The organism is Lysobacter sp. Root916, assembly GCF_001429785.1.
Taxonomy (GTDB): Bacteria; Pseudomonadota; Gammaproteobacteria; order Xanthomonadales; family Xanthomonadaceae; genus Lysobacter.
In genome coordinates this window covers 44,635-57,356 of sequence record NZ_LMJF01000017.1, presented here as the reverse complement: position 1 = coordinate 57,356, position 12,722 = coordinate 44,635, and the positions used below count along the sequence as shown (strand labels likewise).

Annotated in this window: 13 protein-coding genes; 11 read left to right on the top strand and 2 right to left on the bottom strand. The window is 70.7% G+C overall.

The annotated features are described in order from the left end of the window. The first annotated feature begins 5 nt into the window (after positions 1-5). The 8 genes from ASE35_RS19765 (at position 6) to ASE35_RS19730 (ending at position 7,746) form a co-directional block, all read left to right on the top strand. A complete protein-coding gene (locus ASE35_RS19765) occupies positions 6-569 on the top strand; it encodes an ATP/GTP-binding protein (RefSeq protein WP_056177106.1) in 564 nt (187 codons plus the stop codon). After that, a complete protein-coding gene (locus ASE35_RS19760; RefSeq protein WP_056177104.1) occupies positions 566-955 on the top strand; it encodes a roadblock/LC7 domain-containing protein in 390 nt (129 codons plus the stop codon). The genes ASE35_RS19765 and ASE35_RS19760 overlap by 4 nt, the downstream gene beginning before the upstream one ends. A 75-nt stretch (positions 956-1,030) precedes the next feature. Beyond that, on the top strand, positions 1,031-1,390 hold the full coding sequence (locus ASE35_RS19755) for a hypothetical protein (protein WP_056177102.1): 360 nt from the start codon (positions 1,031-1,033) through the stop codon (positions 1,388-1,390). A gap of 159 nt (positions 1,391-1,549) precedes the next feature. Beyond that, positions 1,550-3,940, top strand: a complete 2,391-nt coding sequence (locus ASE35_RS19750; protein ID WP_162259079.1) for an EAL domain-containing protein — start codon at positions 1,550-1,552, stop codon at positions 3,938-3,940. An 83-nt stretch (positions 3,941-4,023) separates the two neighbouring features. Continuing rightward, the gene (locus ASE35_RS19745; protein ID WP_057164882.1) at positions 4,024-5,085 is read left to right on the top strand and encodes an ATP-binding protein; all 1,062 of its coding nucleotides are present in this window, start codon (positions 4,024-4,026) and stop codon (positions 5,083-5,085) included. Further along, positions 5,082-6,494 carry a nitrogen regulation protein NR(I) gene (ntrC, locus tag ASE35_RS19740; protein ID WP_057164881.1) on the top strand — a complete coding sequence of 471 codons (1,413 nt, stop codon included), beginning with the start codon at positions 5,082-5,084 and terminating at the stop codon, positions 6,492-6,494. The genes ASE35_RS19745 and ntrC overlap by 4 nt, the downstream gene beginning before the upstream one ends. A 91-nt stretch (positions 6,495-6,585) precedes the next feature. Continuing rightward, positions 6,586-7,152 (top strand): superoxide dismutase family protein, encoded by a 567-nt coding sequence (locus ASE35_RS19735; RefSeq protein ID WP_057161571.1) that lies wholly within the window; start codon positions 6,586-6,588, stop codon positions 7,150-7,152. Between the two features lie 102 nt (positions 7,153-7,254). After that, positions 7,255-7,746 carry a GNAT family N-acetyltransferase gene (locus tag ASE35_RS19730; protein WP_057164880.1) on the top strand — a complete coding sequence of 164 codons (492 nt, stop codon included), beginning with the start codon at positions 7,255-7,257 and terminating at the stop codon, positions 7,744-7,746. Positions 7,747-7,767: 21 nt separating this feature from the next. Here ASE35_RS19730 and ASE35_RS19725 read toward each other — a convergent pair whose 3' ends face one another. Next, a complete protein-coding gene (locus tag ASE35_RS19725; protein ID WP_057164879.1) occupies positions 7,768-8,682 on the bottom strand; it encodes a hypothetical protein in 915 nt (304 codons plus the stop codon). A gap of 137 nt (positions 8,683-8,819) precedes the next feature. Here ASE35_RS19725 and ASE35_RS19720 point away from each other — a divergent pair, with 137 nt between their 5' ends. From ASE35_RS19720 to ASE35_RS19710, 3 genes are all read left to right on the top strand, one after another. Next, a complete protein-coding gene (locus tag ASE35_RS19720) occupies positions 8,820-10,097 on the top strand; it encodes an acetyl-CoA C-acetyltransferase (protein WP_056177088.1) in 1,278 nt (425 codons plus the stop codon). Positions 10,098-10,225: 128 nt separating this feature from the next. Beyond that, entirely contained in the window at positions 10,226-10,726 is a 501-nt protein-coding gene (locus ASE35_RS19715; RefSeq protein WP_057164878.1) for an O-acetyl-ADP-ribose deacetylase, read from the top strand. Between the two features lie 123 nt (positions 10,727-10,849). Then, positions 10,850-11,410 carry a hypothetical protein gene (locus ASE35_RS19710; protein WP_057161575.1) on the top strand — a complete coding sequence of 187 codons (561 nt, stop codon included), beginning with the start codon at positions 10,850-10,852 and terminating at the stop codon, positions 11,408-11,410. 51 nt (positions 11,411-11,461) lie between these two features. Here the strand turns inward: ASE35_RS19710 and ASE35_RS19705 are convergent, their stop codons facing one another. After that, on the bottom strand, positions 11,462-12,715 hold the full coding sequence (locus ASE35_RS19705) for a heme biosynthesis HemY N-terminal domain-containing protein (RefSeq protein WP_057161576.1): 1,254 nt from the start codon (positions 12,713-12,715) through the stop codon (positions 11,462-11,464). Positions 12,716-12,722 lie beyond the last annotated feature (7 nt).

Here is a 12,722-nt window from a genome sequence, read left to right as displayed (position 1 = left end):
TATCGATGGCTCGCGAATACATCGTGCTGGTGGCCGGCCCCATGGGCGCTGGCAAGACCACGGCCATATCCGCGCTGAGCGAGATACCGGTCGTGCGCACCGAAGCGGGCAACACGGATCTGCAGCGCAATGCCAAGGCCACCACCACAGTGGCGCTGGATTACGGCGAGATCTCGCTGGGCGATGGCGACAAGGTCCGACTCTACGGCGTGCCGGGCCAGGATCGCTTCGACTTCATGTGGCGCATTCTGGAGAAGCGCGCGCTGGGGATGATGCTGCTGTTGGACAACGACGGGCCTGACCCGCTGTCCGAGCTCGAGCGCTATCTGCATAGCTTCGAGGCCTTGGGCACGCGCGGCGCGCTGGTGATCGGCATCACCCGTCGCGACGTCGGCCGCGGCCCGGCCATGGACGCCTACCACGTGCGACTGACGCAGCTCGGGCGGGTCTTGCCGGTGTTTTCCGTCGATGCCCGCAACGCCGCGCAGGTGCGGACGATGTTGGGCGCCTTGATCGCGATGGTCGAGGCCAAAGCGGCCGCGGCGCTGCCCACCGGAGCCCCCGCGTGAGCGCGCACGATCTGCACCCGCCCTGCCGCGACGTACTGGAGGTCCTGGTCAGCCAGACCCTGGGCGTGGACTCGGCGGCGGTCGTCACCGGCGACGGCTTCGAAGTCGCCGCGGTCCTGCGCGACGGCATCGCGGTCGAAAAGCTCGCCGCCATGGTCAGCTCGCTGCTCGCGCTGAGCGAAGCGGTGGCGCAAGAGCTGCAGATGAGCGGCTGTCGAAACGTCATCGTCGAAACCGACGGCGGCGCGGTGGTGACCTTGCGCATACCCGTGCCGGGTCGCGAACTGTTGATGAGCGTTCTGTGCAGCGACGCCGCGAGTCTGGGGTCGGTGCTGTACGCCGCGCGCGACACGGCGCACGCGCTGGGGCGACGCCTGGCGACTTGATCCGCATACCGGCCGCGGACGTCGCATCGGGTCCGTGGCCGTTCCGTTTCCGGTGCGAAACCGAGGAGGTGGGCCATGGGCAATCTGACGCAATCCCTGGAAGAGCTGATGCTGATCGACGGTGCTTCCGCTGCCGCTGTGGTGGATTCCAACAGCGGCATGGTGCTGGGCAAGGCCGGCGGCGGCGTGGACCTGGATGTCGCCGGCGCCGGCAACACGGAGGTCGTGCGCGCCAAGCTCAAGACCATGAAGTCGCTGGGTCTGAAGGACAACATCGAGGACATCCTGATCACCTTGGGCAAGCAGTACCACGTGATCCGGCCCATGACCGAGCGCTCGGGCGTCTTCATCTACCTGGTGCTGGACAAGGCCAAATCGAGCCTGGCGCTGGCGCGCATCAAGACCGCGGAAATCGAGTCCGCGATGTCGCTCTGAGCCGGGCTCCCCCCGGCGACCGGCGCCGCGCCGGCGCCGGGTTTCGGCGTCGGCGGGGCCGCATACCGGGCAGTTGAGATTCGCCGGCAACGGCGTACATTCGCTGTCACACATGCCAGGCTCGGGGGGGCGGTCATGCAGTACAGGGATGTAGCTGCTGTGCGCAACGGAGCCTGGTGCGCGACGTCCGGCATCAAGCAGGCGCCCTGGCGTATCTGGATGGGTTTCGTCGCCCTGGTGTTCGCGGCGGGGCTGGCCACGGCCATCTCCGCGGCCGTCATCGAGATCCAGGCGGGCGCGACCGCCTACCTGGTCGGCGAGGGCCATTGGTCCCGGGCCCGCCTGGAAATCGTTTACCACCTCGACCGCTACTCCTTGCGGGGCGATCCGCACGAGCTGGCGCTGGCGCGCAAGGCGCTGGAAGTGCCCATGGGCGACCGCGCGGGCCGATTGGCGCTGGAGCGCCGCCCCGTGGATCTGAAGGCAGCCGAACGCGGCTTCCGCGCCGGCCGCAACGCCGAAGCGGATATCCCGCGCCTGATCTGGGTGTACCGGGCCTTTTCCCGGGCCCCGTTCTTCGCCGACGCGGTCGCGATCTGGCGCGAGGCCGAGCCTCGTATCTACCGGCTGCAAGCCATCGCCGATCAGTTGGAGGCGCATTGGCGTCGACCGGGCGCGACCGCCGCCGGACCGCAGGTGCGCGCGGAGCTGGATAGCATCGGCCGCACGCTGCAGCCCATGGAACGCAAGTTCGCGAGCACCCTGCTCGAGGGCGTAGCGCAAGTGCGCGCGCTGTTGCTGCTGGTCAGTGGCGTCCTGTTCGTCGTCATCGCCGCCTTGGCGGTGCTCGCCTATCACTCCTCGTTACGCCGCATCCGCGCCACCGAAAGCCGGTTCCGCGCGGCGTTTCAGCAGGCCAGCGTGGGCATGGCCAAGCTCAACAGCGAAGGCCTGGTGCTGGCGGCGAACGAAGAGTTGGCGGCGATGCTGTCCTATTCGGCGGAATACCTGGTGGGTACGCGTTTCAGCGACCATCTGGTCGACGCCAGCCCCGCGGGCGATGCCTGGATGGACGGTTCGGTCCCGGTCGAACGCAAGGTCCGGCGTTCGGACGGCAGCGAGTTCTGGGGGCGCGTCACGCCGTCGAACGTGCAGGTCGAGGCCGGAGCCGGCCGGATCTTCCTCATCATCGAGGACGTGTCGGAGGCGCGCGACCTGGCGCAGATCCTGACCTTCCAGGCCAGCCACGACGGATTGACCGGCCTGATCAACCGGCGCGAGATCGAGCATCGTCTGGACGAATTGCTGGTACAGGCGCACGCCGACGGTCGCCGCCACACGCTGTGCTTCCTCGATCTCGACCAGTTCAAGCTGATCAACGACACCTGCAGCCACGCCGCCGGCGACGAAGTGCTGCGGCTCATCGCGACGACCCTGCCCGGCCACCTTCGCCCCGAGGACTGGATGGGACGCCTGGGCGGCGACGAGTTCGCGGTGCTGCTGCGCGATACGCCCGTCGAGGCCGCGACCAGGCTCGCCGGCCGCATCAACCAGGTGCTGGCCGACACGTGCCTGCTGTGGGAGGGCCACCATTTCGCGTTGACCGCGAGCATCGGGCTGGTCGAGATCAACGCCGAAAGCCCCAGCGTGGCCTGGCTGCTTCGCGCCGCCGATACCGCCTGCTATCTCGCCAAGGACGGTGGCCGCAACAGCGTTCAGGTGTATGTCGAAAGCGACACCGAGGTCGCCGAGCACCGGCGCGAGATGCATTGGGTCGATCAGACGCGCTCGGCGATCGCCGAGGATCGCCTGCAGCTGTATGCGCAGCGCATAGCGTCGCTCACGGCGGGAACCGGTGGGCTGCAGTACGAAATCCTGGTCCGCTTGCGCGACGTCAGCGGCAACCTGTGCAATCCCGGCGCGTTCCTGCCGGCGGCCGAGCGCTATGGCCAGGCCAGCATGATCGATCTGCAGGTGTTGAACCTGACCTTGCAGGCGCTGTCGCGAAATCGCGCGCATCTGGAGCAGCTGGAGCTGTGCCACGTGAACGTGTCCGGCCAGTCGGCGGCCTCGCGCGATTTCTGCCGGCGCGCCGAAGCCTTGCTGGACGCGCACCCCGAGGTCGCTCGCAAGCTGTGCTTCGAACTGACCGAAACCGCGTCCATCGACCGGCTCTCCCAGGCCCATGCCTTCATCGACGCCGTGCATGCGCGCGGTTGCCTGGTGGCGCTGGACGACTTCGGCAGCGGACTGTCGTCGTTCGCGTATCTGAAAAGCCTGCCGGTCGACATCCTCAAGATCGACGGATTGTTCGTGCGCGACATCGATCGCAACGATCTGGACTACGCCGTGGTCCGCGCGATCACCGAAGTCGCCCGCTCGCAGGGCAAGCGCACCGTGGCGGAGTGGGCCGAGACCGAGGCGGTGCTGCAGCGCTTGCGCGAGATCGGCGTGGACGCGGCGCAAGGTTATGCCATCCACAAGCCCTGCCCCTTGCAGGAGCTGATCCGGCAGGTCAGCCCGCTCGCCGCCAGGGCCAACGTGGCCTGATCGCGAGCGCGGCGCCGGCGCGCTGGGTTCGGTCCTTGGCGTGTCACCAGTGAACCCGCTCGCACTTGCACTAAGATGGTGCAATGCCCCCCGATTCCATCCCCGCGCCGGCCCTGGACAGCCTCACCACCCCGCTCGCCTGGAGCGATGCCGGCGGGGCGATCCTGGGCTGCAATGCGGCGTTCTCGCGCTGGCTCGGGGTCAGCGCGCGGCGCCTGCCGGGCTGGCCGCTGGCCGGGCTGGATGCGGGCGACGGGCGGCTGGCAGCGGCCTTGGCACGTACCACGATGGACGAGTCGCTGCGTTTGCGCCGCACCCGCCTGCGCTATGCCGATGGCGAGGAGCGTTTCGCCGATCTGTGGCTGAGCCGGTTGGACGATGGCGGCTGGCTGCTGGAGGTGCACCCGGTCGATGAGTTCCCGGGCGACGATCCGGCCTTGCTGTTGCCCTCGGCCTTGTCGGCGTCGTTGAAGGGATTGGCGCACGAGCTGCGCAATCCGCTCGCGGGCGTGAAAGGCGCGGCGCAGTTGCTGGCGCGCCGGCTCGATCACGGCAACGCGGGCAACGGCGATTCGCGCGAGCTGGTCGGTCTGATCGGCAGCGAAGTCGATCGCCTGACCGCGCTGCTGGATCAGCTGCTCACGCCGGCGCCGCCGCGCGCGCATGCGGCGCTCAATATTCATGCGGTGCTCGAACGCGTGCTGCGCCTGGCCGAGAGCGAGGCCGGTTGGGCGGTACGGCTGGTGCGCGATTACGACCCCAGCCTGCCCGAGTTCGCCGGCGACGCCGACCGCCTGATGCAGGCGGTGTGGAACCTGGTGCGCAATGCGATCGAGGCCGGCGCGACCCAGGTGACCCTGCGCACGCGCGCCGAACACAGCGTGCGCATCGCCGACATCGCGCATGCGATAGCGCTGCGCCTGGAGATCGGCGACGACGGCCGCGGCGTGCCCGAGGAGCTGGCCGAGCAATTGTTCCTGCCGCTGGTATCCGGCCGCGCCGAAGGCAGCGGCCTGGGCCTGGCGTTGGCGCAGCAGGTCGCGCGCGAACACCGCGGTTCGCTGGCCTACCGTTCGCGGCCCGGCCATACGGTGTTCACCCTGTTGGTGCCGATGTCGATCGAACCGGAGGCTGCGCCCGAATGAACGTCCCTTCCGCGCCGGCCCGGGTCTGGGTGGTCGACGACGACCGCAGCGTGCGCTTCGTGCTGGCCACCGCCTTGCGCGAGGCCGGCTACGCGGTCGACGGTTTCGAGAACGCCCAGGACGTGTTGGACGCGCTGGCCTCGCGCGGCGCGCCCGAGCTGTTGTTCACCGACGTGCGCATGCCCGGCGACGACGGCCTGGTGCTGCTGGACAAGCTCAAGGCCGCCGCGCCGCATCTGCCGGTGATCGTGATGAGCGCCTACACCGACGTGGCCAGCACCGCCGGCGCGTTCCGCGGCGGCGCGCACGAGTTCCTGTCCAAGCCTTTCGATCTCGACGACGCGGTGGCGCTGGCCGCGCGCGCGCTAGGCGCCGAACGCGGCGCGCCGGCACCGGCCGAAGCCGGCGACGCGGCCGCGGCCGATGCCTTGATCGGCGACACGCCGGCGATGCGCACGCTGTTCCGCGCGATCGGCCGGCTCGCGCAGGCGCCGCTGTCGGTGCTGATCACCGGCGAGACCGGCACCGGCAAGGAACTGGTCGCGCGCGCGCTGCACCGCGAATCGCCGCGCGCGCAGCGCCCGTTCGTGGCGCTCAACACCGCCGCGATTCCGGCCGAGCTGCTGGAAAGCGAATTGTTCGGCCACGAAGCCGGCGCCTTCACCGGTGCCCAGCGCCGCCACATCGGCCGCTTCGAACAGGCCGACGGTGGCAGCCTGTTCCTGGACGAGATCGGCGACATGCCGCTGCCGTTGCAGACGCGTTTGCTGCGCGTGCTGGCCGAGGGCGAGTTCTTCCGCGTCGGCGGCCGCGAACTGATCCGCGTCGACGTGCGCGTGATCGCCGCCACCCATCAGGACCTGGAGACGTTGGTCGGCGAGGGCCGCTTCCGCGCCGATCTGTTGCATCGCCTGGACGTGGTGCGCCTGCGCCTGCCGCCGCTGCGCGAACGCCGCGCCGACATCGGCCAGCTCGCCGAGCGTTTCCTGGCCGCGGCCGCGGCCAAGTTCGCGGCCGCGCCCAAGCGCCTGTCGAAGGCGGCGCTGGAGCGATTGCAGGCGCACGACTGGCCCGGCAACGTGCGCGAGTTGGAGAACGTGTGCTGGCGCCTGGCCGCGCTGGCGCCCGGCGACAGCATCGGCCGCGCCGATCTGGACGAGGCGCTGGCCACCAGCGCGCGCGCGCGCGGCGACGACGACTGGGACGCGCGCCTGGCCGCGTGGGTGCGCGCGCAACTGGCCGAGGGTGCGCAGGACATCCATGCGCATGCGCGCGATCGGTTCGACCGCACGCTGCTGGAAGCAGCGCTGGAGCATACCGGCGGCCGTCGCAGCGAAGCCGCGACGCGCCTGGGCCTGGGCCGCAACACCTTGACCCGCAAGCTCGGCTCCGGTCGCAAGCGCAGCTAGTTTCACCGGCGCTGAACCGAGCGCGCGCTAGCGTGCCGGGGCCGCTATCCCATTCCTTATCCAACGCATTCGATCGAACCCAGGAGTCGTCATGAACACCGCCGCCCGCACCGCCCTGATCGCCGTCACCGCCGTGGTTCTGACCGCCTGCGGGTCGGCGCCGAAGAAGACCGCGCCGCCGGCGCCCAAGCCGGTGTCCACCGCGCAGTCCGGGCAGGCGATCCTGGCCTCGGCCTCGGGCAGTCTGGTCAGCGGCAAGCTGCAGATCGTGCCGACCGCCGACGGCGTGCGCCTGACCGGCGTGATCGGCGGCTTCGCGCCGGGCAGCGTGCATGCGATCCATATCCACGAGAAGGGCGATTGCAGCGCGGTCGACGCCAGCAGCGCGGGCGGCCACTTCAATCCGGGCATGAGCGCGCACGGCAAGGTCGACAGCGGCAGCCATCACGGCGGCGATATGGACAACCTGGTCGCCGATGCCGACGGCGTGGCCAAGGTCGACGCGCACGCGCGCGCCGTGACCCTGGGCGGCGGCGCCGGCAACGACATCGCCGGCCGCGCGGTGGTGGTGCATGCGGCGCCCGACGACTACGTGAGCCAGCCGGCCGGCAACGCCGGCGCGCGCGTGGCTTGCGGCGTGATCTCGGTGTCGCACTGAGTTCGGCGATCGGCGGCGCCGCGCGTCGCCGTCGTGGCATAAGGGCGGCGACGAACCAGCGCCGCCCGCTTATCCTGACCGCCCACGCCTAGACACGCCGCCATGACCCGCCTGCGCATCCGCGACGCCGAAGCCGCCGACCGCGATCTGATCGCCGACTGGATGATCGCGATGGCCTGGGAAACCGAACACAAGCGACTCGATCCGGACACCGTGCGCGCCGGCGTCGAGGCCGGTCTGGCCGATGGCGCCAAGGCGCGTTACTTCATCGCCATGCGCGAAGTCGAAGTCGCCGGCCGCGAAACCATCGCCGCCGCCGCCGGCACCTTGATGTTCACCCACGAGTGGAGCGACTGGCGCAACGGCGACTGGTGGTGGATCCAGAGCGTCTACGTCGCCCCCGAGCACCGCCGCCAGGGCGTGTACCAGGCCATGCACGGCCACGTCGCCGCGCTGGCGCAGGCCACGCCGGGCGTGATCGGTCTGCGCTTGTACGTCGAACGCGCCAACACCGCCGCGCAAAGCACTTACCGTGCGCTGGCCATGGACGATGCGGGTTACGCGATCTTCGAAAGCGAGTTCGGCAAAAGCTGAGCGCGCCGGCTCAGGCGCGCTTCAAAGCTGATCGCGCGCCTGCTCACCGTCTTCGCAATGCACGAAGGTCACCGGCACGCCGTGCGCGCCCAGCACCGCGGCGATCTGGCGCAGGCGCGCCTCGAAATGCTGGTAGCGGCGATTGAGCTGGGCGCGGCAGTCGTCGCTGTCGCAGGGCGCCTCGGGCGCGTAGCGCGCATGCCAGGCCGGCGGCGAGAACATCGCGATCCGCGCTTCGCCGTCGGCGTAATGGATCAGCGGCTCCGGCGGCGTGTCCAGCCACTCCTCGCCGTCGGGCTGCAGCAGCGCGGTTTCCAGGATCGGCCACAGCGGCGCCAGGCCGGCGTGCTCGTACTGCATGGCCATCATCGCGGCCAGGTCGTGCACGGTCAGGTAGCGCGCGTGCTCGACCTGCAGGCCGAACGCCTCCTGCGCGGCCAGGGCGGTGTCGGCGCCGGCCATGCCGCGTTCGAGCAGGCTGGTTTCGAAGGCGTCGCCCACGCGCGCGGCGATGTCGGGGTCGCCGCCGAGCAGGAACGGCACCAGCCGCAGCGGGCCGCCGGCGAAGTCGGGCGAGGGCGGCAGGGTGCCGGGCAGGCGGTCCTCGTGGGCGCCGAAGGCCACGATCCGGCCCTCCGCCTCGCGCCGGCCGGGCGCGCGCGCGGCCAACTGGTCGAGCTCGTGGTGCAGCGGCCAGCCCGGGCGCAGCACCTCGACCGGGTCGTAATGGGCGCCGACGACGACCAGCTCCAGCGCCGCGGCTTGGGGCGCGAAGCCGGCCAGATCGCGCGCGATCAGGTCGGCCAGCGGCCCGACCTGGGCCTGGGACAGGGCGTGGCGGGCGACGGCGGCGTCGCCCCGGAGCTCCAGCGCAAGCGCCCCGAGCACGTGCAGCGGGGCGGGAGGCGCTGGGCGGTGGCTGGCGTCTGAGGTCATCGTCGGGCTTGGATACGCTGGCGTTTGGTTGCGCGCGGAGGCGGCGCTACACTGCGCCATTATGCCCGTGATGATGTTGCGGGCCGGTCTCCAGCTTCACCCGCCTTCCCGCTGTCCCGCCAACCCGAGGTATCCCGATGCGTCCTGTCCGTCCCGTCGCCGTGCTCGGTGGCGTTCGCATTCCGTTCTGCCGCCAGAACACCGCCTACGCGGACGTCGGCAATCTCGGCATGTCGGTACGGACGCTCGGCGCCCTGGTCGAGAAGTTCGGCCTGCACGGCCAGCAGCTGGGCGAGGTCGCGATGGGCGCCGTGATCAAGCACAGCAGCGACTGGAACCTCGGCCGCGAGGCCGCGCTGTCCTCGGGGCTGTCGCCGCTGACGCCGGGCATCACCCTGCAGCGCGCCTGCGGCACCTCGCTGGATTCGATCATCACCGTCGGCAACAAGATCGCCACCGGCCAGATCGAGGTCGGCATCGGCGGCGGTTCCGACACCACTTCCGACGTGCCGATCGTGTACGGCAAGCGCCTGCGCCGCCGTCTGCTCGAGGCCGCGCGCGCCAAGACCACCAAGGACAAGCTGGCCGCGTTCAAGGGTTTCCATCTGCGCGAGCTCAAGCCCGAGTTCCCGGGCGTGGCCGAGCCGCGCACCGGCAAGAGCATGGGCGACCACTGCGAGGACATGGCCAAGGAGTGGAACATCGCGCGCGACTCGCAGGACGAGTGGGCGCTGTCCTCGCACCAGAAGCTGGCCGCGGCCTACGAGCGCGGCTTCTTCGAGGACCTGGTGGTCAGCTTCCGCGGCGTCTCGCGCGACAACAACCTGCGCGCCGACAGCAGCCTGGAAAAGCTGGCCACGCTGAAGCCGGCGTTCGACAAGGTCTCCGGGCGCGGCACCCTGACCGCGGCCAATTCCACCCCGCTCACCGACGGCGCCGCGGCCTGCCTGCTGGCCTCGGAAGAGTGGGCGCGCGCGCACAACCACGAGGTGCTGTGCTACCTGCGCGATTCGCAGGTGGCGGCGGTGGACTTCGTGCACGGCGAAGGCCTGCTGATGGCCCCGACCGTGGCGGTGCCGGAGATGCTCAAGCGCAACGGGCTGACGCTGCAGGACTTCGATTTCTACGAGATCCACGAGGCTTTCGCCGCGCAGGTGCTGTGCACACTGCGCGCCTGGGAGAGCGAGGACTACTGCAAGAACCGCCTCGGCCTGGACGCGCCGCTGGGCCGCATCGACCCGGCCAAGATCAACCCCAACGGCTCCTCGCTGGCGGCCGGCCATCCGTTCGCGGCCACCGGCGCGCGCATCGTCGCCACCGCCGCCAAGGAGCTCAAGCAGCGCGGCGGCGGCCGTTGCCTGATCTCGATCTGCACCGCCGGCGGCATGGGCGTGGTGGCGATCCTCGAGCGCTGAGCCTCGCCCGCACGCGTCCTGCTACCTGTGGGAGCGGCGTGAGCCGCGATCGGCGCCCGGCGCCCTCGCGACTCGCCCCGCTCCCATCGCGTTAACGGGCATCGAGTTTTTCACCCAGGAGCGCCGGCATGTCCCTCGAAGCGATCCAGGCCAACATCGTCACCCTGGACGTCGACGCCATCGTCAATGCCGCCAACAGCTCGCTGCTGGGCGGAGGCGGCGTCGACGGCGCGATCCATCGCGCCGCCGGTCCCGAGCTGGTCGCCGAATGCCGCCTGCTCGGCGGCTGCAAGCCCGGACAGGCCAAGCTCACGCGCGGTTATCGGCTGCCCGCGCGCCATGTGATCCACACCGTCGGCCCGGTCTGGCGCGGCGGCGAGCACGGCGAGGCCGACACCCTGGCCGCGTGCTATCGCAATGCGCTGGAGCTGGCGCAGCGGTACGCGCTGCGCTCGATCGCGTTCCCCTCGATCAGCACCGGCATCTACGGCTATCCGATCGACGCCGCCGCGCGCATCGCGATCGCGACGGTGACGTTGGCCACGCAGTCGTACCCGCTGCGCGCGATCTTCTGCTGCTACTCGGCCGAGGACCTTGCGGTGTATCGGGATTTGCTCGCGTCCGGCTAGGCAAGCCGCTGCGCGGCCTCTATCCTCGTCGCAGGCACGGCGCGCAGTCATGGGGATGGCGCGCGTCCACCGGCGCGGCCTTGCGAACACGGGCGCGCCGAGTCGCCGGCGACAGGGGATCCGATGACTGCGTTCAATCCGTATGAGGCGCCGAAAGCGCCGCTGTATGTCGCGCCGACGCGGGTCGAGCTGGACGGCGACTGCTGGCGGGAAGGCGCGGTGCTGGTGGTGCGCGCGGAGTGCAAACTGCCGCCGCGCTGCATCAAGTGCAATGCGCCGGCGGTGGAGCCGATCAAGCATCGCCGTTATTACTGGCACACGCCGGCCTGGTACGTGCTGATCCTGTTGAATCTGCTGATCTACGCGGTGATCGCGGCGATGGTGCGCAAGCACACGCGCGTCAGCGCCGGCCTGTGCGAACGCCACCTGCGCCGGCGGAGGATCGGCCTGGGCATCGCCTGGGCCAGCGTGCCGCTGGGCATGACGCTGATGTTCATGGGCGTGGATATGGAGCGCGGCTGGCTGATCCTGGCCGGCGCCCTGCTCATGTTGGGGCTGTTGATCGGCGGCGTGGCCATGGCGCGGATCCTGATGCCCAGCCACATCGGCCCGGTCTATGCGCGCTTCAAAGGCTGCGGCCAGGCGTTCCTGGCGACGCTGCCGACCTACGTCGGCGGCCGCTGAGTCCGCTGCGCGAACGCGCGGCGATCGCCGCGCATCGATGCCGGACGCCGCTCAGCCGCGCAGACGCGGCATGCCGTGTTCGTCGCGTTCCTCGACCACGGCCTCGTCGAAAATCTTCTGGCGCAGGTCGCGTCCCGGCAGCTCGCTCGCGGCCTCGCCACGCGCGGCGCGCAGGGCATTGGCGTAACTCAGGCGCGCGCGCGCATCGTCGCCGGCGGCGGCGAAACCGTGGCCCAGCTCTTCCCAGGCTTCGCTGTTGGCGCCCTGGGCCAGCGCGCGATGCAGATAGGCCTCGGCCTGCGGCCATTGGCCCTGCGCGCGGGCCAGGCGCGCCAGCGTGACCAGCAGCGCCGGGCTGGCCGGATGCGCCGACAGCCAGCGCTCGGCGTTGCCGCGGCGCGCGTCGAGGCGGCCGATCGGCAGGCGCCCGTAGAGCGCGGCCAAGGATTCGTCCCAACGCGTGTCCAGCGCCTGTTCCAGGCTCTTGGCCGCGGCTTCTTCCCAGCGCAGCGCGGCGGCGCGTTCGGCGTAGGCGGCGACCGCGGCCGGCTCGCTCTTGAGCGGCTTGGGCAGCGCTTCCCAGCGATCGGCCAGCACGTTGGCGTCGGCGGCTTCGCGCAGCGAGGCCTCGGCCCACTGCGCTTCCAGCAGGCTCAGGCGCTCGGCCGGCACGGCCTGTTGCTGGCGCAGCGCACCGAGCAGCCCGTAAGCCTCGCCGGCGCGGCCCAGCGCGGCCAGCGCGCGCGCGCGCAGCAGCAGTCCGCGCGGCGGCAGCGGCTGCGCGGCGGGCGCGTCCAGCGCGAGCAGGGCCTCGTCGGCGCGATCCGCGGCCAGGGCCAGTTCGGCCGCGGCCAACGCGCGCGTGGTCGGGTAGCCGGCATTGCCCAGGCTGTCCAGATGCTGCGCGCTGGCGGCGGCGTCGCCGCGCGCGGTCGCGGCCTGGGCGGCGCCGACATGCGCGATCGAGGCGACGTCGTCGCTGCGTGCGGCCAGGGCCAGGGACTTTTCCGCGCGCGACCAATGGCCCTGATGCAAGGCGTCCAAGCCGTCGATCAAGCGCGCGCGCGCCTGCTTCTTGCGATGCCGGCGCACCGCCGCGAACGGCAGCGACAGCACCTTCCAGGCCAGCCACAAGCCGATCAAGGTGGCGCCCGCGATCAGGATCGCCTTCGGGACGTTGGTGGTGTAGTCGTTGCCGCCGTAGCGCACCAGCACGTAGCCGGGGTCCTGCACCAGCAGTTGCGCGACCAGGGCGCCGGCCAGCGCCAGCACGATCCAGAACAGCAGATTGCGGAACAGATTCATCCGGGCT